The organism is Streptococcus oralis (genome assembly GCF_001579025.1).
GTDB classification, from domain to species: domain Bacteria; phylum Bacillota; class Bacilli; order Lactobacillales; family Streptococcaceae; genus Streptococcus; species Streptococcus oralis_X.
Map to the genome: position 1 here is coordinate 136,547 of NZ_KQ970235.1, position 23,598 is coordinate 160,144.

Genomic DNA, 23,598 nt, shown 5'->3' on the forward strand with positions numbered 1-23,598 from the left:
TGCTTTTTTATGTATGTCGTAATCTTTTATTTTCTTACTTCTTGTTTATAAAATTCTTTAAGGGCATCTTGCCAGATTGGAATGACGAAACCTGTCGCCTTTGCTTTTGTCAAGCTCATAGTTGAGTTGAGAGGTCGTTTGGCCTTGGCAGGAAACTTGCTGGAGTCTACTGGTACTACTTCGACATCACTGTCTTTAAGAATCTCGACAGCAAAGTCATACCAAGTGGTGTCTTTAGCTGCGTCATTTGATAAGTGGTAGTAGCCATACTCTTTTTGATTTTCAGTCAAATAGGTCATGAACTCAGCCAAGGTACGTGTCCAAGTTGGGCGGCCGTGTTGGTCGTTGACAACAGTGAGAGTTTTATGGGTTTTGGCTAGATTTTGCATGGTAAAGACAAAGTTTTTTCCATAATTTCCAAAGACCCAAGCAGTACGAATGATGTAATGCTGTGACGTAAGGTTTTCAACAAGTTCTTCTCCCATTCGCTTGGTACGCCCGTACTCTGTTTGCGGATCAGGTAGGTCATCGACTTCCCATTCTTGTCCGACGGGTTTCTTCCCATCAAAGACGTAGTCTGTTGAGATATAGACCAGAGTAGCTCCGTATTTCTCAGAGGCCTTGGCTACATTTTCAGTTCCAGTTACGTTGATGGCAAAATCCAGTTCTTTTCCCTCATCTTCTGCCGCATCAACAGCAGTGTAGGCTGCACAATGATAGACCAGAGTTGGTTTAACCTCAGCAAATACCTTCTCAACCATTTCAGAATTAGTGATATCCATTTCGGCAACATCCACTGCAACATAGTCCACATTTCGTTCATCTAGTAAATAACGTAGTTCGGTACCGAGTTGACCATTTGCACCTGTAATTAATATCATTGTCTTCTCCTTAACTTTTCTTCTATCTAATCATAGCAAAAAAATGATAAAAAATCTGATTTTCGGCCCTTGTTTTGCTGGTTTAAGATATAAAAATATAGTATTAGAGCATCATAATTTTATAATAGAAAACTTATTTTTCAGAATTTACCAAAGTAATTCAAAAATTCTGAAAATTTTATTGACATGTTTCTGAAAAGGGACTATAATGGGGTGAAAGTTTTAAAGGAGAAAACAATGAAAAGTTCAAAACTACTTGCCCTTGCGGGTGTGACGTTATTGGCAGCTGCGACTCTTGCAGCCTGCTCTGGATCAAGTTCAAATGCTAAAGGTGAGAAAACATTCTCATACATTTACGAAACGGATCCTGATAACCTAAACTATTTGACAACTGGTAAGGCAGCTACAGCAAATATTACGAGCAACGTTATTGATGGCTTGCTTGAAAATGACCGCTACGGTAACTTTGTACCATCTATGGCTGAGGATTGGTCTGTATCTAAGGATGGATTGACTTATACGTATACACTCCGAAAGGATGCAAAATGGTATACATCTGAAGGTGAGGAGTATGCAGAAGTTAAAGCTCAAGACTTTGTAACTGGTCTTAAGTATGCTGCTGATAAGAAATCAGATGGTCTTTACCTGGTTCAGGAATCTATCAAGGGATTGGATGCCTATGTCAAAGGAGAAATTACAGATTTTTCTCAAGTAGGAATCAAAGCTCTTGATGATTATACCGTTCAATACACATTGAACAAGCCAGAAAGTTTCTGGAATTCTAAGACAACAATGGGTGTTCTGGCTCCTGTTAATGAAGAATTTTTGAACTCTAAAGGGGATGACTTTGCTAAAGGTACAGACCCAAGCAGTATTCTCTATAATGGACCATTCTTACTCAAATCAATCGTAGCCAAATCATCAGTCGAGTTCGAAAAGAATCCAAACTATTGGGATAAAGACAATGTCCATCTTGATAAAGTGAAATTATCCTTCTGGGATGGTCAAGATACTAATAAGCCAACTGAAGCTTTCAAAGACGGTAGCTTTACAATGGCTCGTCTCTTCCCAACAAGTGCTAGTTACTCAGAGACTGAAAAAACATTCAAAGACAATATCGTTTATACCCAACAAGATTCTACTACTTATTTAGTAGGCACAAATATCGATCGTCAGTCTTATAAGTACACTTCTAAGACAACAGATGAGGAAAAAGCATCAACCAAGAAGGCACTTTTGAATAAGGACTTCCGTCAAGCTATTGCATTTGGTTTTGACAGAACAGCCTACGCTTCTCAAGTAAATGGTGCAAGCGGGGCTACTAAACTGCTTCGTAACTTATTTGTTCCCCCTACATTTGTACAGGCAGATGGGAAAAACTTTGGGGAATTAGTTAAGGAGAAATTGGTGACCTATGGAGACGAGTGGAGCAACGTAAACTTGGATGATGCTCAAGATGGACTCTACAATCCTGACAAAGCCAAAGCAGAGTTCGCTAAAGCTAAGGCGGCCCTTCAAGCGGAAGGTGTGAAATTCCCAATCCACTTGGATATGCCTGTAGATCAAACAAATACAACAAAAGTTCAACGTGTTCAATCTTTTAAACAGTCAGTTGAAGAAAATCTAGGATCAGATAATGTGGTTATCGATATCCAACAGCTCCAAAAAGATGATGTTCAAAACATTACCTACTTCGCTGAAACTGCGGCTGGGGAAGACTGGGATATCTCAGATAACGTGGGTTGGTCTCCAGACTATATCGATCCATCTACTTATCTTGATATTATCAAGCCTTCTGTAGGAGAAAATACGAAAACATATCTAGGATTTGATTCTGGGACAAACAACGCTGCCGCTAAGCAAGTCGGTTTAGAAGATTATGAAAAAATGGTTGTGGAAGCTGGTGAAGAAACTACTGATGTTTCAAAACGTTATGAGAAATATGCTGCTGCCCAAGCTTGGTTGACAGACAGTGCCTTGCTCATCCCAACAACTTCTCAAACTGGTCGTCCAATGTTGTCTAAGATGGTACCATTTACACTTCCATTTGCATACTCTGGTAACAAGGGTATGAGTGAAGCCCTTTTGTACAAATATCTAGAAGTACAAGATAAGGCAGTGACAACAGAAGAATACCAAAAAGCTCAAGAAAAATGGTTGAAAGAAAAAGAAGAGTCAAATAAAAAGGTCCAAGAAGATCTCGCAAACCATGTGAAATAACTTTAAAAAAGTAAAGGATTTAGCCATCGACATGATGGTTAAGTCCTTTTTTATCTTTATATAAGTCCCTGAATGATGAGAGACAGAATTTTTCAGAAAAGAGAAAATTTTAGTGAATTTTACCTATTTCCTATTGCTTTCTGCCTTTTTATTTGTTATATTAAAAGTACAATTAATTTTTATTTATAACAGTTAAGCAGAGCACTTTCAGAGAAAGGAGTATTTTTTAAAAAAGAAATGTAAACGCTTACTGGAAAATGAAAGGATTTAGGAGTTCATGGATAAACGATTTTTTGAAAAACGCTGTAAGTTCAGTATTCGTAAGTTTACGCTTGGAGTAGCTTCGGTGATGATTGGAGCGACTTTCTTCGCAGCTAGCCCAGTATTAGCTGATCAAGCAAGAGTTGGTTCAACAGATAATTTGCCGAGTGAACTAGCTGATTTGGATAAGAAGGCTAGTGATGAGGGGCACGATTTTGACAAGGAAGCTGCCGCTCAGAATCCTGGTTCAGCTGAAACTACTGAAGGCCCTCAAACAGAAGAAGAGTTGTTGGCTCAAGAAAAAGAAAAGTCTGAAAAGCCAAGCAATCTGCCAAAAGAATTAGAAGATAAGTTGGAGAAGGCTGAAGACAATGGGCGCGAAGTTGACAAGGATCAGTTGGCCCAAGATACTGGGAAGCTCGTCCCAGAAGATGTGGCTAAGACTACCAATGGGGAATTAAACTACGGCGCGACTGTTAAGATCAAGACGCCATCAGGAGAAGGTAGCGGTATTGTCGTTGCTAAAGACCTTGTCTTGACGGTTTCTCACAACTTTATCAAGGATAGCCAAGACGGCAATATCCGTAAGGTTGTGGATAATGACCAGGGGGATGGAGATATCTATAGCATCTCATATCCAGGATTGCCAGATGTCAAGTTTAGCAAGAAAGATATTATTCATTGGGATCGTGAAGGCTACCTGAAGGGCTTCAAAAATGATTTGGCCCTAGTGAGATTGCGTACAGTTCTAGAAAATACGCCTGTTGAAGTAACTAAAAAGCCAGTAGTTAAGAAAATTGGAGATAAACTCCATGTCTTTGGTTATCCAGAAGGAAAATTGAATCCGATTGTCAATACTACAGTTGATTTTGCGGAACCATACGGAGAAGGTGTCCAAGGAATTGGTTACCAAGGAGGAAAACCGGGTGCTAGTGGCGGCGGTGTCTTTGATACAGAAGGCAAACTAGTCGGTGTTCACCAAAATGGTGTAGTTGGAAAACGGAGTGGAGGCATTCTCTTCTCACCAGCTCAACTAAAATGGATTCAAGACCACATACAGGGAATTTCAAGTGTGAAACCAGCAGACTTGGAAGAGAAAGAGAAACCGGCTGAAGAAAAACCAAAAGAGGATAAACCTGCAGCTGCTAAACCTGAAACACCTAAGACAGTGACTCCTGAATGGCAAACAGTAGCGAATAAAGAGCAACAGGGAACCGTCACTATTCGTGAAGAAAAGGGTATTCGCTACAATCAATTGTCTTCAACGGCCCAAAATGACAATGATGGCAAACCAGCCTTGTTTGAAAAACAAGGATTGACAGTTGATGCTAATGGAAATGCGACGGTTGATTTAACTTTCAAAGATGACTCTGAAAAGGGCAAATCACGCTTTGGTGTCTTCTTGAAATTTAAAGATACCAAGAACAATGTTTTTGTTGGATATGACCAAGGTGGCTGGTTCTGGGAATACAAGACACCAGGTAATAGCACATGGTATCAGGGCGGTCGTGTTGCAGCTCCAGTAAATGGATCAGTGAATCATCTGACTATTAGCTTAAAATCAGATGGTCAGCTGAATGCAACAAATAATGATGTAAAACTTTTTGATACAGTTACTTTGCCAGCTGCGGTCAATGAGAATCTTAAAAATGAGAAGAAGATCCTTCTCAAGGCAGGAACTTACAGCAATGACCGTACGGTTGTCAGCGTTAAAACAGACAATCAAGAAGGTGTAAAAGCGGATGATACTCCTGCCCAGAAAGAAACAGGTCCGGCTGTTGATGATAGCAAGGTGACTTATGATACGATCCAGTCCAAGGTTCTCAAGGCAGTGATTGACCAAGCCTTTCCTCGTGTCAAAGAATACACCTTGAATGGGCATACTTTGCCAGGACAAGTTCAACAACTTAAGAAAATCTTGGTAAACAATCGCGAAATTACACCTGAAGTCACTTATAAGAAGATCAATGATACTACTGCAGAGTACTTGATGAAACTTCGTGACGAGAAGAATTTCATCAATGCAGATATGACAGTACGCTTGCAAGTTGTGGATAATCAGTTGCATTTTGATGTGACCAAGATTGTCAACCACAATCAAGTTACTCCAGGTCAGAAGATTGATGATGAAAGAAAACTTCTCTCCTCTATCAATTTCTTAGGAAACTCACTTGTGTCAGTTTCAAGCGACCAAACTGGAGCTAAGTTTGACGGGGCAACCATGTCAAACAACACTCATATCAGTGGAGATGAACATATTGCTGTAACCAATCCAATGAAAGATTTGGCTAAGGGCTATATGTATGGATTTGTTTCTACAGATAAGCTTGCTGCAGGTGTTTGGAGTAACTCTCAAAACAGCTACGGTGGTGGTTCGAATGACTGGACTCGTTTGACAGCATTCAAACAAACTGTTGGAAATACAAACTATGTGGGAATCCAAAGTTCTGAATGGCAATGGGAAAAAGCTTATAAGGGCATTGTCTTCCCAGAATACACGAAGGAACTTCCAAGTGCCAAGGTTGTTATCACCGAAGATGCCAATGCTGACAACAAAGTCGACTGGCAAGATGGTGCCATTGCTTATCGTAGCATCATGAACAACCCTCAAGGTTGGGAAAAAGTTAAGGATATCACTGCTTATCGTATCGCAATGAACTTTGGTTCTCAAGCACAAAACCCATTCCTCATGACCCTAGATGGTATCAAGAAAATCAATCTCCACACAGATGGTCTTGGGCAAGGTGTTCTCCTTAAAGGATATGGTAGTGAAGGTCATGACTCTGGACACTTGAACTATGCTGATATTGGTAAACGTATTGGTGGTGTTGAAGACTTCAAAACCTTGATTGAAAAAGCGAAGAAATATGGAGCTCATCTAGGTATCCACGTGAACGCTTCTGAGACTTACCCAGAATCTAAATACTTTAATGAAAATATTCTTCGTAAGAATCCAGATGGAAGCTACAGCTACGGATGGAACTGGCTAGACCAAGGTATCAACATTGATGCTGCTTATGACTTGGCGCATGGACGTTTGGCTCGCTGGGAAGATTTGAAAAATAAACTTGGTGAAGGTCTCGACTTTATCTATGTGGACGTTTGGGGCAATGGCCAATCAGGTGATAACGGTGCCTGGGCTACCCACGTTCTTGCTAAAGAGATCAACAAACAAGGCTGGCGCTTTGCGATTGAGTGGGGTCATGGTGGTGAATACGACTCTACCTTCCAACACTGGGCAGCTGACTTGACCTATGGTGGCTACACTAATAAAGGTATCAACAGTGCTATCACACGCTTTATCCGCAACCACCAAAAAGATTCATGGGTTGGGGACTACAGAAGTTACGGTGGTGCAGCCAACTACCCACTTCTAGGTGGCTACAGCATGAAAGACTTTGAAGGCTGGCAAGGACGAAGCGACTACAATGGCTACGTGACTAACCTCTTTGCCCATGACGTCATGACTAAGTACTTCCAACACTTCACTGTAAGTAAATGGGAAAATGGTACACCAGTTACCATGACCGACAACGGTAGCACCTATAAATGGACACCAGAAATGAAGGTTGAGCTAGTCGATGCAGCAGGTAACAAGGTTGTTGTGACTCGTAAGTCAAACGATGTCAATAGCCCGCAATACCGCGAACGTACAGTAACGCTCAACGGACGTGTCATCCAAGATGGTTCAGCTTACTTGACTCCTTGGAACTGGGATGCGAATGGTAAGAAACTTCCTACTGATAAGGAAAAGATGTACTACTTCAATACGCAGGCCGGTGCAACAACTTGGACACTTCCAAGCGATTGGGCAAATAGCAAGGTTTACCTTTACAAGCTAACTGACCAAGGTAAGACAGAAGAGCAAGAACTAACTGTAACAGATGGCAAGATTACCCTAGACCTTCTAGCAAATCAACCATACGTTCTCTACCGTTCAAAACAAACCAATCCTGAAATGTCATGGAGCGAAGGCATGCACATCTATGACCAAGGATTTAACAGTGGAACCTTGAAACACTGGACCATTTCTGGTGATGCTTCTAAGGCAGAAATTGTCAAATCACAAGGCGCAAATGAAATGCTTCGTATCCAAGGCAATAAGAGCAAGGTCAGCCTTACTCAGAAACTGACTGGCTTGAAACCAAATACCAAGTATGCGGTTTATGTCGGTGTTGATAACCGTAGTAATGCTAAGGCAAGTATCACAGTGAATACTGGCGAAAAAGAAGTGACTACTTATACCAATAAGTCACTCGCTCTCAACTACATCAAAGCTTATGCTCATAACAATCGTCGTGAAAATGCTACAGTTGATGATACAAGTTACTTCCAAAATATGTACGCCTTCTTTACAACTGGATCTGATGTATCAAATGTCACTCTGACATTGAGTCGTGAAGCTGGTGATGAAGCAACTTACTTTGATGAAATTCGTACCTTTGAAAACAATTCAAGCATGTACGGAGACAAGCATGATACAGGTCAAGGAACCTTCAAACAAGACTTTGAAAATGTAGCTCAAGGAATCTTCCCATTTGTAGTGGGCGGTGTCGAAGGTGTCGAAGACAACCGGACTCACTTGTCTGAAAAACACGATCCATATACACAGCGTGGTTGGAACGGTAAGAAAGTCGATGATGTTATCGAAGGAAATTGGTCATTGAAGACAAATGGACTAGTGAGCCGTCGTAACTTGGTTTACCAAACTATTCCGCAAAACTTCCGCTTTGAGGCAGGTAAGACCTACCGTGTAACCTTTGAATATGAAGCAGGCTCTGACAATACCTATGCCTTTGTAGTTGGTAAGGGAGAATTCCAATCAGGTCGTCGTGGTAGTCAAGCAAGCAACTTGGAAATGCATGAATTACCAAATACTTGGACGGATTCTAAGAAAGCCAAGAAGGCAACCTTCCTCGTGACAGGTGCAGAAACAGGCGATACTTGGGTAGGTATCTACTCAACTGGTAACGCAAGCAATACTCGTGGTGATTCTGGTGGAAATGCCAACTTCCGTGGTTATAACGACTTCATGATGGATAATCTTCACATCGAAGAAATTACCCTAACAGGTAAGATGTTGACAGAAAATGCTCTCAAGAACTACTTGCCAACGGTTGCCATGACTAACTACACGAAAGAGTCTATGGATGCTTTGAAAGAGGCGGTCTTTAACCTCAGTCAGGCAGATGATGACATTAGCGTGGAAGAAGCGCGTGCAGAGATTGCCAAGATTGAAGCCTTGAAGAATGCTTTGGTTCAGAAGAAAACAGCCTTGGTAGCAGAAGACTTTGAAAGTTTGGATGCGCCTGCCCAACCAGGTGAAGGTCTAGAGAATGCCTTTGATGGTAATGTGTCTAGTCTATGGCATACATCTTGGAATGGTGGAGATGTAGGCAAGCCTGCAACCATGGTATTGAAAGAACCTACTGAAATCACAGGACTTCGTTATGTTCCACGTGCATCCGATTCAAATGGAAACTTGCGAGATGTGAAACTGGTTGTCACAGATGAGTCTGGTAAGGAACATACTTTTAACGTGACAGATTGGCCAAATAACAACAAGCCAAAAGTCATTGACTTTGGCAAGACAATCAAGGCTAAGAAAATTGTCCTTACTGGTACCAAGACTTACGGAGATGGTGGCGATAAATACCAATCTGCAGCGGAACTCATCTTTACTCGTCCACAGGTAGCAGAAACACCACTTGACATGTCTAGCTATGAAGCAGCTTTGGCTAAGGCGCAGAAATTAACAGACAAAGACAATCAAGAGGAAGTAGCTAGCGTTCAGGCGAGCATGAAATATGCGACGGATAACCACCTCTTGACGGAAAGAATGGTTGCCTACTTCGCAGATTATCTCAACCAATTAAAAGATTCTGCTACGAAACCAGACGCTCCAACAAGTAGCAAGGGTGAAGAGCAACCACCAGTTCTTGATGTACCTGAGTTCAAAGGCGGCGTCAATGCAACAGAAGCAGCTGTACATGAGGTTCCTGAGTTCAAGGGCGGCGTTAATGCGGTTGAAGCCTTGGTTCACGAATTACCAGAATACAAAGGTGGAGCCAATGCGGTCCTAGCGGCTGCAAATGAAGTCCCTGAGTTTAAGGGTGGCGTCAATGCGGTCCAAGCCTTGGTAAACGAGAAACCAGCCTACACAGGTGTATTGGCTACTGCTGGAGATCAAGCAGCTCCAACAGTTGAAAAACCTGAGTACCCGCTCACTCCAAGCCCAGTAGCTGATACCAAAGCTCCGGGAGCTAAAGATGAAGAAAAACTACCTGCTACAGGGGAGCACAGCTCAGAAGTAGCCCTCTTCTTAGCAAGTGTGAGCATCGCTTTATCTGCTGCGGTTCTTGCGACAAAACGTAAAGAAGATTAATGAGATTTGGTTTTAGAAGTCCAAAAGAACTAGAATCAAATAGGATTAAACAGCCGGAGAGGACCTCTAGGTTCTCTCCTTTTTTCAAAGGAGAAATGATACCGCTTACTCATGTATGCGGATGAAAGGAATAGGAGAAAGATGGATAGACATTTTTTTGAGAAACGCTGTCACTATAGTATAAGAAAATTTGCAATCGGTGCAGCCTCCGTTATGATTGGTGCTAGTATCTTTGGCGCCAATATGGTTCAGGCAGCAGAAACAGCAGCGCCTTCAGAAACAGAGGGAAGCATCACCCATGTTCAAGCACTGGATAAGTTACCAGATGATTTAGCCGCTGCGCTTGAAAAGGCAGATGCAGAAGCTGCAACAGAAGCAAGTCATGAAGAAACTCCAGCGACAGATGAGGGAACCAATCCTGCAGCAAGTGAAGAGACAAAACCAGAGACAAGTCCTGCAAGTCCCAAACCAGCAGAAACGCCAAAACCGGTTGAAACACCAAAGGCAGATAAACAACCTGCGGAAACCCCTACACCAGCAGTAAAACCAGCTGAAAAGACAATCGAAGATAGAGAAGATGTCAACCATCTCGAGGGTGCTACTGCTCAGGCAAGCAACCATGAGACTGGGACCAACTTTACTGCAGATAAGGCTATCGATGGAGATGACAATACCCGTTGGGCTACAGATAGAGATGCAGTAAAACCAACCTTTGAATTAACTCTTCCAAAAACTACCCTCATCAAGCATGTAGAAATTGACTGGGATCGTCGTCTTCGTAATGGGCAAAATGACCCAAATATCAAATCTTGGAGTCTCTACTACGCAGGTCAAGAAGACGTGGGCGCTAACGGAGAAAAACAATGGAAACTCGCTCATACCAAGACTGGAGATCCTGTTTTAGATGAGAAAGTTGACTTAGCCAATATTATTCAAGCTAAATATCTTAAGTTAGAAATTAACGACTATCAAGCGGGGACAATGGGTTGGAGAAACGTTGGTATCCAAGAAATTCGAGCTTATTCAAACGTTCCGGACCATAGTAAGGTAACGGATATCCGCCAAGTAACCGAACTAACAGTAGCAGAAGATGGACAGTCTCTTGTCTTACCAACTCTACCAGGAAAAGTCAGCCTCATCGGAAGCAACAAGCAAGGTGTGATTGACCTTCAAAATCACATCTATAAGCCTTTGACAGACCAACGCGTCAAGGTCATGGTCCAACAAATCAGAGACAGTCATACTTTCACTAAGGAATTTGAAGTAGTCATCAAGGGCCTACATCAGGACGAAGGTGTGGGTGTCAAACCAAAAGTAGCACCAGCTGTTCAACAATGGTATGGGAAAGAAGGCCAATCTTCTATCACTTCAGATACAGTTCTTGCGACAGGAGATTCTGGCTTTGATCAGGCTGCGACCTTCTATCAGTCAGACCTTGCCAGTCGTGGATTGGAACTAGCAACAGGTGACAAGCAGGCTCAAAAACGAATCGAATTTAAAAAAGTTGAAAACAAGGGTTATGGTAAAGAAGGGTATGGTATCACTATCCAAAATGATGTGATTACCATCGAAGCTGCCACAAACACAGGAGCCTTCTACGCCACTCGTACTCTTCTTCAAATGGGAGAAAGTAACCTCCAAAATGGCGAAATTCGCGATTTCCCAAGTTTCAGCCACCGTGGCTTTATGCTAGATACAGGTCGGAAATTTATCCCTTATGACACTCTTGTAGACATCATGCTCAACATGGCTTACTACAAGATGAACGACTTGCAGTTGCACCTTAATGATAACTATATCTTCCTAAAGGAACACTTGGCAGGTAAGAGCTTAACACCAGAAGAACAACTCAAGTATGTTCTTGAACATGCCAAGACTGGTTTCCGTGTGGAGACAGACATTGTCGGTAAGAATGGTCAAAAACTAACATCAGATGAGCATTATACCAAGGAAGAAATGCAAAATCTGATTAAACTTGCCAAGGCCTTGCATATCAACCTAGTGCCAGAAATTGACACACCAGGTCACGCCTTGTCCTTTGTCAAAGTCCGCCCAGACCTCATGTATCAAGGTAGTTTGAGTGATTATGCTGGCAAACACAATGTTGAACGTGTTGCCATGCTCGACCTAGATAATAAATACGATGAAACGCTAGCTTTTGTCAAATCAGTCTATGACAAACTCCTCGATGGTCCAGATGCACCGCTTCATGGTGTGTCCACTGTTCATATCGGAACGGATGAATACTATGGTAGCAGAGAAAGCTATCGCCGCTATGTCAATGATTTGACCCAATATATCAAGTCTAAAGGTTACACCCCTCGTATCTGGGGATCGCTCAGTGCGAAACGTGGGAACACTCCTGTTGATTGGAACGGAGTAGAGGTTGATATCTGGAGTATCGGATGGCAACGACCAAATGAGGCCATTGCTCAGGGAGCTAAGATTATCAATATCACGGATGTACCGACCTATAGTGTGCCAAGTGGAAGCAATAGTCAAGCAGCCTACGGGGACTATGCTAACTACGAACGTCAGTACAATAGCTGGACACCGAATGATTTTAGAACAGGTGGAGGTCCACTTCTACCAGCTTCTCATCCAAGTATTCTTGGTGGTGGGCACGCAGTTTGGAATGATAACATTGACCTTCATGAGACCGGTTTGACCTCTTATGACATCTTCAAACGCTTCTTCAAGAGCATGCAAACCACTGCAGAACGCACCTGGGGATCTGACCGTGCAGCTGCGACCTTTGCAGAACGCACCCTACCAACGAGCCCTTATGCGCCACAGTCAAATCCTGATAAAGAGATTGATCAAAGCGACTTGTTTACCATCAATTCTGAAACAGTCAAGAACTATGCAAGCAAGAAAGTGAAGGCAAGCGAACAGGGATTGGCTTTTGAGAAAGACAGCAGTATCGAAGGCTTGGCTGGTGATGTTGGTCCAAGTCACGTCTTGAAGTTTGATGTGACTGTCACTGGAGATGGGGAACAAACCTTCTCAACAAGTGGCGACAACCGTATCTATCTAGCTGATAAAGACGGCTATCTTGCTTATAAGTTTGAACAGTTCCATATCCAATTCAACAAAAAACTTGAAAAGAACAAACGTTATCAAATCTCCATCGTAACCAAACCACAATCTACAGAAGTCTATGTGGATGGTGAAAAGATTGAGCGTATAGCAAATCCAGCCCACCCTCGCTTTGCCCACAATAGCTTGGTTCTACCACTTGAAAGCATCGGTGGTTTCAAAGGAGTCTTGCATAGCGCAGAGTTGTCAGACAAACCATTTGTAAATCCTCGTTTGATTTCAAATGATAAGATTACAGCAACCGCAAGCAGTCAGCAACTTCCAGGAAACGCGACTGAAGGCGCTGTTGAAAAGGCCTTTGACAATGATCCAAATACCTTCTGGCATACTAAGTGGACTGGTGACACTGCGCCATACACTCTTACTATGACCTTGAAAGAAGCAGAAAAAGTCAATGGCTTGACCTACCTCCCACGTCCAGGTGGTGGAAATGGTGTCGTGACGCGCTACGAAATCTACGCACAAAAAGATGGCCAAATGGTCAAGGTTTCAGAAGGAAGCTGGGACAACAACGCCCAAGAAAAAACAGTCAACTTTGCGGCGGTAGATACCAATAAGATTGAGTTGAAAGTATTGGAAGGCGTTGGTGGTTTTGCAAGTGCAGCTGAAGTTCATCTATTAAAACCTGTCAAAGAAGAGCAAGAAACGCCTGCACCAAGTCAACCAGAAAAACCAACTACACCAGAAAAACCAAAAGTAGAGCAAACAGGTGATGGAACAGTTGAATTGGCAGATCAATTCACTGCAAGTAAACCAGCTAGCGAAGACAGCATTGCAGCTGCTAGCAAGAGCGCAGACTATCTCAAGAAAGAGTACAAGGTCTTCCCAACTCCACAAAAAGTGACTTATGGAGAAGGAGTCACAGCCCTTCGTAAGCAAGTCAATCTGGTCATGGGCGATCAACTCGATATCTATACTCGCAATCGCTTGAAGAGTGTCTTGCAGGACAATCAAGTATCTTATACAACTGGTAAGGCAGCAATCGCTGGCGCAACCAATATCTATCTTGGAGTGCATGGACAAGGTTCACAAGCAGAACAAAACTTGTCCAAGGTTTCAGCAGGTCTCTTTGACAAAATTGATGCTTATGCTCTGACCATCAAGGACAACTATATCTCCATTGTCGGAAAAGACACAGATGCGGTCTTTTATGGTTTGACAACCTTGAAACATATGCTCAAGGAAAGTCAAGTGCCAGTCCTTCGCAATGTGACAGTAGAAGATTACGCAGAGCTCAAGAACCGTGGTTTCATCGAAGGTTACTATGGAAACCCATGGTCTAACGCAGATCGTGCAGAGCTCATGCGTTTTGGTGGCGATTTGAAATTGAACCAATACTTCTTTGCACCGAAAGATGATCCATATCACAACAAGAAATGGCGAGAACTCTATCCAGAAGAAAAACTAGCTGAAATTCGTGAACTTGCTCGTGTTGGAAATCAAAGTAAAACTCGCTATGTCTGGACTATCCATCCATTCATGAACAACCGCATCCGCTTTGGTAATGAAGCGCACTACCAAGAAGATTTGGCAACCATCAAGGCTAAATTTACCCAGTTGATGAAAGTGGGTGTCCGTGAGTTTGGTATTTTAGCAGATGATGCACCGAGCCCAGTCGGAGGCTACAATAGCTACAACCGCTTGATGAAAGATATGACGGATTGGTTGACTGAAATGCAGGGAACTTACAGCGGTCTTCGTAAAGAAATGATCTTTGTTCCTGGCCAGTATTGGGGTAATGGACGCGAAGATGAGTTGAAATCCCTCAATGAAAATCTCCCAAGTTCAGCATCCATGACCTTGACGGGTGGTAAGATTTGGGGTGAAGTCTCTGAAAGCTTCCTTTCAACTCTCAAGAACAATCTATCCGCAGGAGGCAAGACCTATCGCCCAGTTTCACTTTGGATTAACTGGCCGGTAACAGATAACTCTAAACAACACTTGATTCTAGGTGGCGGTGAGAAATTCCTTCATCCAAATGTGGATCCAAGCTTGCTATCTGGTATCATGTTGAACCCAATGCAACAGTCTGAACCATCTAAGATTGCCCTCTTTTCAGGAGCTCAATACTCATGGAAACAGTGGAAATCAGAAGAAGAAGCTAAGAAAATCAATGACATTGCCTTCAACTTTGTAGAAAATGGTCATTTTAAAGATAGCAAGGTATCAGCAGCCTTCCGCGAACTTGGTAAGCACATGATCAACCAAAACATGGATAATCGTGTCGTTAAACTAGAAGAATCGGTAGACTTAGCTCCAAAATTAACAGACTTCATGACCAAGCTCAAAGCTGGTCAGGATGTGACTGCCGAACGTGCAGCCTTGCGTGCAGAATTTGCCAAGATTAAAGAAGCAGCCGAACTTTACAAAGCATCAGGAGATAAAAAAATGGTTGCCCAAATCCACTATTGGTTGGATAATGCAATCGATCAAATGAATGCTCTCGATGCCTTCCTTACAGGAACTGAAGCCATGGCTACAAACGATGCAGCCAAACTTTGGGATAGTTACTATAAAGGTTTGAAATTGTACGAACAGTCTCAAACTCACACCTTCCATTATGTAGACCATATGGAAAAGGCTGAATTGGGTGTTCAACATATTCGTCCATTTATCCTATCCTTGAAGGAAGTTCTAGCGTCTGAAGTTCAAAAAGTCTTGCACCCAGACCAAATCATCAGCACCTTTATCACCAATCGAACAGGTGTAGAAGGTGGTTTGGCAGAAGTGACGGATGGCGATTTGGCAACTCATGCGATTATTAAATCACCAAATAGCATCAAGACAGGTGATTATATTGGTATGAAGTTCAACAAACCGATAGCGATTCAAACCTTGACCTTTGCTATGGGAACGCAGGCAAATCCACGTGATACCTTTAGTAAGGCAGAAGTGCAGTATCTAGATGAAAATGACAACTGGGTAACCTTGAAAGAGCCAAGCTATGTCGGAAATGAATCCCTACTTAAGTTTGAAAATCTCACTATCAAGGCCAAGGCAGTTCGCATGATTGCGACAGCAGACCGTGAGAATACCTGGTTTGCAGTTCAGGAAATTGCAGTTAACCGTCCAGTCGAAAAAGCTCGTAGCCAACAAGCAACGATAGTTAGTCTAAGCTCAAACTTAGTTTACAAACTAAATACCTCAGCCCGTCAAATCACTGATGGCAAGGACAATACAGAAGCCATGATGGCAAATGCTGACGGTAGCAATACGACACCAGTAGATGCTTGGGCACAACTTGACCTCGGTGAAGTCAAGTCAGTCACTAAAGTTCGTCTTCGTCAAGGAACAGGTGATAAACTTGCCGCAGGTGTGCTTGAGTATTCTACAGATGGTACTACTTGGCAGGAACTCGATCGCTTGTCAGGTGAGCAAACCAAGGAAGTGACCAGAGCGATCAATGCTCGTTACATCCGAGTCCGCAATACCAAGGCTCTCGACCTCTGGTGGCGTATCCAGGACTTCTCTGTTGAGACACGCTCTGGAAACAGTGAGTTAACGGACACCAACGTCGACGCCTTGAAGGAAACGCCGGTAGTGGATAGCTTGGGCAGTTACGAGCTTCAAATTCCAGCTGGAACCAAACTCCCTGCTCATAGCTATCTAGGAATGAAGCTTGACCGTATCCATCAAATCAAGAGCATCCAGCTCCAAGGTCAGGCCAACCCTGCTCTTAGCCTTGAGTACTCTGCAAATGCGCAAGAGTGGACGCCAGCTAGCCAGTTGACAGACAGATCTGTAGTGAGTCACTTGGTACGTTATGTGCGTCTGGTCAATAAAACAGATCAGGAACAAGCTGTGACAGCCACTTCTCTCCTTGTGACAACCAAAGAAGTGCAACCAACCAAACTAGAATCTACAACTATGGGCATTCATCCAACATACGGAAGCAATGATGTTCGTAAACTGAACAACCTAGATCAACTATTTGATGGTGTTTATAACAACTTCGTTGAGTTTTCAGACTATGCTCGTAAAGATGGCCACGTAACCTTGAAACTTGGTAGCGAACGTACCATCAAGAAGATCAGAGCCTATATCCAAGACGGAACTCAAAACTACCTTCGTGATGGTAAAATCCAAGTCAGCCAAGACGGTAAAACTTGGACTGATGTCGTGACAGTAGGAGATGGTGTGGCCAATAGCACACACGATGATTCATTGACAGATGGTTGGACACATGATTCTAAGATGCCAGGAAATCGCTACATCGAAGGAGAATTGACGACACCAGTCAAAGCTAATTATCTCCGTGTCCTCTATACAGCAGACTATGATGCCCGTTTTGTAGGCTTTACAGAATTGGTCATCAACGATGGTGAATTTGTCAAACCAATCAATGATCCAACAGTAGAAGGAAGTAGTGGAGAAAGCCAAGGCAACCTTTATAATAATCTTGTAGACGGCAAAGTCTTGACCAGCTACAAGTCTGAAAAAGACAAGGGCGAATTGGTGTATCACTTGTCTGAACCAACCAAAGCTAACCACCTTCGTCTCGTTTCCAGTCTTCCTGAAGGAGCGCAAGCACGTGTGCTTGCTAGAACACTTAAGGATGGCCAAGACAGTTGGCTAGACCTCGGTGCCATTACATCTAGTCTCCAAACTTTCGCTATCCGAAATGGTGGCTCTCTTCTAGACGTCAAATTAGTCTGGGAAGGCGGCAAGGCTGAGTTTTATGAATTGGCGAGCTTCTATCAAGAATTGACAGAAGAACCTGTTCAATCAAGCAAGGGTGAAGAACCAGCACCCGTTCTTGAGGTTCCTGAATTCACAGGTGGTGTCAATGCAGTTGAAGCCCTAGTACATGAACTTCCAGAGTACACAGGCCCAGTAGCAACAGTAGGCGACAAAGCAGCTCCAACAGTAGAGAAACCTGAGTTCAAGGGCGGTGTCAATGCTGTTATGGCACTGGTACATGAGCTTCCAGAATACACAGGTCCATTATCGACAGTAGGCGACCAAGCTGCTCCAACAGTAGAGAAACCTGAGTTTAAACTTAGCTCACTTGCTTCAGATGAAGGTAAGGCACCGGCGCCGGAACTAAAACAAGAAGTGACGAAGCGAGAAACAGCTGAACAAAGCTTGCCAGCAACAGGTGAGAGTCAATCTGACACAGCCCTCTTCCTAGCAGGTGTTAGCCTAGCCCTATCTGCTCTCTTTGTAGCAAAAACAAAGAAAGACTAGTATTTAGTAAAACCTCTTAACAAGATTACGAAATCCGTTTCCTATCTTTCCTAATGAGGTTTATAGTACAGAAAAAGCCTGAGAAGATATCTTCTCAGGCTTTTGTTAAGCACATAAATGCAATAGTGCTATGAAAAAATCACCCAGAAAAATCCGGGTGATAAATGTTATGGTTGTGCTGGTTGAGGATTCTGGTTTTGGTTCTGGTTTTGTTGACCAGGCGTTGTATTTGGTTGCTGGTTATTGGTATTATTGTTTGCACTATTATTCGTGCTTGGAGTAGTTGAGCTTGACTGTGAAGTTGAACTTTCTGATGTCGAGCTCGAACTATCTGGTGTTGGGGCCTGTTGCGGAGCAGGAGCAGTCCATGCAGAACGAGCACCGTTTTTAAAGACGAACTCACCACTTCGATAGAGGCCTTCTGGCATAGTCCAGTCGCCAGGGTTGTTATCCTCAGACAGATAAGTCATCATTGAACGGTAAACCTTAGCTGCAACATAGAAGCCATCACCAACGATAGGAGTAAGGCGGTTTGAGTAACCTGTCCAGACAGCCATTGAATATTTGCGGGTATATCCTACAAACATTTCATCAGGTGTGACATAATCGTATCTCTTAATGTAATTTTCAATTTCTTCATCTGTGTAGTTAGATGTACCTGTTTTTCCTGCTTGTGGAAGCCATGATATATAGGCGTCTGTACCAGAGTATAATACAGTTTTCATCATTTCGGTCATCATGTAGGCAGTTGTTTCTTTCATAGCGCGTGAACCTGGGTCAGAGAATTCTTTCGAAGTTCCGTCACTAAAGACAACTTTATTGATATACATTGGTTTGTGGTAGATACCACCATTAGCAAAGGCAGCATAAGCAGCAGCAATCTTTTCACTGCTTGCTCCATATTTCTTGCTAGACTCGGTTGTATTACTTGAAATTGCATTTGCGTATACCATAGTTGGATAATCAATGCCTAATCCATTTAGGAAACCTTTTGCTTTATCGAGTCCAACTCTATCGAGAGTTTCAACGGCTGGGACATTACGCGATTGTTGGATAGCAGTTTGAAGGGTAATATTACCATAATAACCCCTATCCCAGTTGTAGACTGGAGTGCTAGTACCTGGGAAGTTATATGGTACATCCTTGAGCATGTAGGCAGTTGAGTCATAGATATCGTACTCAAGTGCAGGTGCATAGTCCGTAATTGGTTTCATAGTTGAACCCCAGTCACGGTTTGTTTCCACTGCTTGGTTAGTACCAAAGGATACATTGCTAGCTTGGTGACGAGACCCGAGTTGGGCAATAACTTTACCATTTGATACATCAATGATAGTAGAGGCTGCTTGGATATCATCATCAGGATAGTTTACGTATTGATCAGTATTATAGACGTCCCAAAGGCGTTTTTGAACGTCTTGGTCGACGTTTGTATAGACTTCCATACCTGTTGTTAATAGATTATAACCTGTCTCTTGTTCTACTTGATCAATAACCTCTTTAAGATAGTTATCCATGTACTGTGGATAGCTATTAAGAGATTTTAGACTTTGAAGTCCATCTGTAATCGGAGTATTAATCGCTTTTTCATATTGCTCAGCTGAAATGTAACCTTGCCCCTTCATCTCAGAGAGGACGAGATTACGACGTTCTTGAGCAGCTTCTGGATGCGAGTATGGATCATACTGGTTTGGAGCCTGAGGCATACCAGCAAGGAGAGCTAATTGAGGAATACTTAAATCTTTGAGATCCTTGCCATAGTAACTTTGGGCAGCTGTCTGCATTCCGTAGTTACCGTTTGACATGTAAACCTTGTTGATGTAGTAGGTCAAGATCTCTTGTTTAGTCGCTTTTTGTTCTAGCTGAACGGCTAACCAAGCTTCCTGAGCCTTACGAGAAAGGGTTTGATCAGAAGTTGACGTAGAAAAATAAGTTAACTTAATCAACTGCTGCGTCAAGGTTGAAGCTCCTTGCAGACCTCCACCACCACGAAGGTTTCGGAGGGTAGCACCTAGGATACGGATCGTGTCAATTCCTCGGTGATTAAAGAAGCGATGGTCCTCAATCGAAACAATAGCGTTGACCAAATCGGTCGGTATTTCGTTTGCTTGGGCATTGACCCGACGTTCCGAACCAAGATCAGCGATAAGCTCGTCATTGCTATCATAGATCTTACTTGACGTTGTAGCGACTAGTTTACTTTCAGAAAGTTCGGGAGCCTTGCTAACATAGTAGAGGAAGAGACCTCCACCAAGCATTACAGCTGCGATAAATACAGTTAAGAGACTGATACTGACATACTTAGCTATTCGCAGAAAAGTTTGTTTGTTCATCTTGTTTTACCACCTAGTAAATGTTCTTTGATAATATCGAGATAGGGAATCTGAGGAAAGGCACCAGGCTCAATCCTATATCCATTTTCTTGAATATATCCAAGTGGCATTGACTTTTGTCCCATATCTTGATGATAGAAACGAATCAAGTCAATAGCCGGCAATAAGTAGGTTTCTTGCTGAGAAGAAAAGTGAAGGAGTACAAAGCAGATTCCTTGCTGGGCAAGGACTTGTTCCATATGCTGGATCTGATGGAGATGAAAATTCTTCATCGGTATCGCATGTTTTTGCCTGGTTTCCTTTGCTTCAAAGTCGATGTAGTATCCATCATAAACCCCTGAATAGTCAGTAGTTGAAGCTTGTCTAAAGTAGGCTTCAACAATCTTGGCACGACTTCGTTGGGGATAGTCGACACGTACGATTTGGATGGGAGTCGGTTTCTTGTGAATAACTGCCAACCCATGCGACAAATAGTAGTCGTTCGTAGCATTGATCATCTTTTCAAAAGACATTCCCCGATTTGCGAAATTTTTAGTTTGTGACAGGGGTGCTTGTCTCTTTTGAGATGAAATTTTATGTGGATAGTTGACCATAATTCTCCTTATTGGTACAATAACATCACTCTATTATATCATAAATTTACAAAGAAAGGGTTAAAAATGACATCAGCCTTGATTTTAGGCTATTCAGCCTTCGACCTTGGTCTCTTTAATGACAAGGATATTCGCGTTGATATTATCAAAATAGCCATTCGGAGAGACCTGGAACGTCTAGCAGAGGATGGGGTGAACTGGCTTGTTTTTACAGGGACTTTGGGCTTTGAGTACTGGGTGCTTCAGGTGGCGAAAGACATGAAAGCAGACTATGGATTTCAGCTGGCGACCATTTTTGATTTTGAAACTCATGGTAGTAATTGGAATGAAGCAAATCAAGCGAAACTGAGTGAGTTCAAGAAAGTTGATTTTGTCAAATACGCCTATCCACAATATGAGCACAAGGGACAATTACGCGATTATCAGAGATTTCTGCTGGAAAATACAGATACTTGTTACCTTTTTTACGACGAAGAAAACGAAACCAAGTTACGATATTTTTACCAAATGATGAAAAATCAAGCGGACTATGTTACAAGAAGATTAACATTTGAGGACTTGAATGAAATAGTAGAAAATTTTTCTGAAAAGTAAGCCTTTGACCTTGATTTTTACTTGTCTTTTTTTATATAATAATACTAGTAACCCAGAATGGAGAGAGACATGGCAAGTATTATTTTTTCAGCGAAAGATATTTTTGAACAAGAATTTGGACGTGAAGTACGTGGATATAGCAAAGCAGAGGTCGATGAATTCCTAGACGATGTGATTAAGGATTATGAAACCTACGCAGCTTTGGTCAAATCCCTTCGTCAAGAGATTGCTGATTTGAAGGAAGAATTATCTCATAAACCACAGGTAGCGCCAACTCAACCAGACTCTATTGAAGTAACGGCTTCTACTTCAATGACAAATTTTGATATTTTGAAACGCTTAAATCGTCTCGAAAAAGAAGTATTTGGTAAGCAAATCTTAGACAACCAAGATTTATAATTGACTAAGGAATGAGTGCAATTTTTGGATAATCGCGTGAAGAGGATCTCTTTTCATGAGGAAAGTCCATGCTAGCACAGGCTGTGATGCCTGTAGTGTTTGTGCTAGGCGAATCCATAAGCCTAGGGACGAGAAATCGTTACGGCAGTCGAAATGGCTAAGTCTTCGGATAGGTCAAAATAGGCTTGAAAGTGCCACAGTGACGGAGTCTTTCTGGAAACAGAGAGAGTGGAACGCGGTAAACCCCTCAAGCTAGCAACCCAAATTTTGGTCGGGGCATGGAGTGCACGGAAACGAACGTAGTACTCTGACTGCTAGCAGATTTATGCTGTTAGCGGTAGACAGATGATTATCGAAGGAAGTGGTCCTAGTCACTTCTGGAACAAAACATGGCTTATAGAAAATTGCATATAGGTTGGGGCTGAGAAATCTTTCTCAACCTCATTTTTTAAAGTGAACAAGAGAAAGGTCTTGCAAGACTAGAAATGAAAGAACAATTTAATTTAATCGCAACTGCTGCGGCGGGTCTCGAGGCTGTCGTTGGACGTGAGGTGCGAGACCTTGGTTATGATTGCCAGGTTGAAAATGGGCGTGTCCGCTTCCAAGGAGATGTGAAGGCAATCATTGAGACCAATCTTTGGCTTCGTGCAGCGGATCGCATCAAGATTGTAGTCGGAAGTTTTCCAGCTAAGACTTTTGAAGAGCTTTTTCAAGGTGTTTTTGCTCTAGATTGGGAAAACTATCTCCCGCTAGGAGCACGTTTCCCGATATCAAAGGCAAAATGTGTTAAGTCTAAACTCCACAACGAGCCCAGTGTTCAGGCTATTTCTAAGAAGGCTGTTGTGAAGAAATTACAAAAACACTATGCCCGTCCAGAAGGAGTTCCCTTGATGGAGACTGGTCCCGAGTTTAAGATTGAGGTATCTATCCTGAAAGATGTGGCAACTGTCATGATTGACACGACAGGATCTAGCCTTTTTAAACGTGGTTATCGTACGGAAAAGGGTGGGGCGCCAATCAAGGAAAATATGGCAGCGGCCATTTTACAACTCTCTAACTGGTATCCAGACAAGCCCTTGATTGATCCGACCTGTGGGTCAGGAACGTTCTGTATCGAGGCGGCTATGATTGCCAGAAAAATGGCACCAGGCCTTCGCCGTTCCTTTGCTTTTGAGGAATGGAACTGGGTCAGCGATCGGTTAATCCAAGAAGTTCGCACAGAGGCGGCTAAGAAAATTGATCGTGAACTTGAGCTGGACATTATGGGCTGTGATATTGATGCTCGCATGGTGGAGATTGCCAAGGCAAATGCTCAAGCAGCAGGCGTCGCAGGTGATATCACCTTTAAGCAAATGCGGGTACAGGACTTACGCACAGATAAGATTAATGGCGTTATCATTTCCAATCCACCATATGGGGAACGCTTGTCTGATGATGCAGGAGTTACCAAGCTCTATGCTGAGATGGGACAAGTCTTTGCACCACTGAAAACGTGGAGTAAGTTTATCCTGACGAGTGACGAAGCTTTTGAAAGCAAGTACGGAAGTCCAGCTGATAAAAAGCGAAAACTCTATAACGGGACCTTAAAAGTAGATTTGTATCAATACTTTGGTCAGCGTGTCAAACGCCAAGAGGTAAAATAGAAAGGT

The 23,598-nt window shown here is 42.7% G+C and carries 9 protein-coding genes and 1 other RNA gene; 7 read left to right on the top strand and 3 right to left on the bottom strand.

Annotated features, from left to right (window positions below; translation table 11 throughout):
• Positions 1 to 26: 26 nt before the first annotated feature.
• On the bottom strand, positions 27 to 881 hold the full coding sequence (rfbD, locus tag SORDD27_RS00660) for a dTDP-4-dehydrorhamnose reductase (protein WP_061426743.1): 855 nt from the start codon (positions 879 to 881) through the stop codon (positions 27 to 29).
• 237 nt (positions 882 to 1,118) lie between these two features.
• Between rfbD and SORDD27_RS00665 the strand changes: the two genes are divergently transcribed.
• The 3 genes from SORDD27_RS00665 (at position 1,119) to SORDD27_RS00675 (ending at position 18,033) form a co-directional block, all read left to right on the top strand.
• Complete coding sequence (locus SORDD27_RS00665) at positions 1,119 to 3,101, top strand: peptide ABC transporter substrate-binding protein (RefSeq protein WP_061426745.1); 1,983 nt, start codon at positions 1,119 to 1,121, stop codon at positions 3,099 to 3,101.
• Between the two features lie 277 nt (positions 3,102 to 3,378).
• On the top strand, positions 3,379 to 9,747 hold the full coding sequence (locus tag SORDD27_RS00670; RefSeq protein WP_081103311.1) for a SpGH101 family endo-alpha-N-acetylgalactosaminidase: 6,369 nt from the start codon (positions 3,379 to 3,381) through the stop codon (positions 9,745 to 9,747).
• A 141-nt stretch (positions 9,748 to 9,888) separates the two neighbouring features.
• Positions 9,889 to 18,033 (top strand): SIALI-17 repeat-containing surface protein, encoded by an 8,145-nt coding sequence (locus SORDD27_RS00675; RefSeq protein ID WP_061426746.1) that lies wholly within the window; start codon positions 9,889 to 9,891, stop codon positions 18,031 to 18,033.
• 167 nt (positions 18,034 to 18,200) lie between these two features.
• Here SORDD27_RS00675 and pbp1a read toward each other — a convergent pair whose 3' ends face one another.
• Complete coding sequence (pbp1a, locus tag SORDD27_RS00680) at positions 18,201 to 20,363, bottom strand: penicillin-binding protein PBP1A (protein ID WP_061426748.1); 2,163 nt, start codon at positions 20,361 to 20,363, stop codon at positions 18,201 to 18,203.
• Positions 20,360 to 20,956 (bottom strand): Holliday junction resolvase RecU, encoded by a 597-nt coding sequence (recU, locus tag SORDD27_RS00685; RefSeq protein ID WP_061426751.1) that lies wholly within the window; start codon positions 20,954 to 20,956, stop codon positions 20,360 to 20,362. Before recU ends, pbp1a begins: the two co-directional genes overlap by 4 nt.
• A 66-nt stretch (positions 20,957 to 21,022) precedes the next feature.
• On the opposite strand from recU, the gene SORDD27_RS00690 reads away from it, so the two are divergent.
• The 4 genes from SORDD27_RS00690 to SORDD27_RS00705 all read left to right on the top strand — a co-directional run bounded on the left by SORDD27_RS00690 (position 21,023) and on the right by SORDD27_RS00705 (position 23,592).
• The gene (locus SORDD27_RS00690; protein ID WP_061426753.1) at positions 21,023 to 21,550 is read left to right on the top strand and encodes an SLOG family protein; all 528 of its coding nucleotides are present in this window, start codon (positions 21,023 to 21,025) and stop codon (positions 21,548 to 21,550) included.
• Positions 21,551 to 21,619: 69 nt separating this feature from the next.
• Positions 21,620 to 21,949: a cell division regulator GpsB gene (gene gpsB, locus SORDD27_RS00695; RefSeq protein WP_000146523.1), complete on the top strand. Its 330-nt coding sequence runs from the start codon at positions 21,620 to 21,622 to the stop codon at positions 21,947 to 21,949.
• 20 nt (positions 21,950 to 21,969) lie between these two features.
• Positions 21,970 to 22,351, top strand: an RNA gene (gene rnpB, locus SORDD27_RS00700) — RNase P RNA component class B.
• Positions 22,352 to 22,434: 83 nt separating this feature from the next.
• On the top strand, positions 22,435 to 23,592 hold the full coding sequence (locus tag SORDD27_RS00705; RefSeq protein WP_000662905.1) for a THUMP domain-containing class I SAM-dependent RNA methyltransferase: 1,158 nt from the start codon (positions 22,435 to 22,437) through the stop codon (positions 23,590 to 23,592).
• Positions 23,593 to 23,598: the final 6 nt, after the last annotated feature.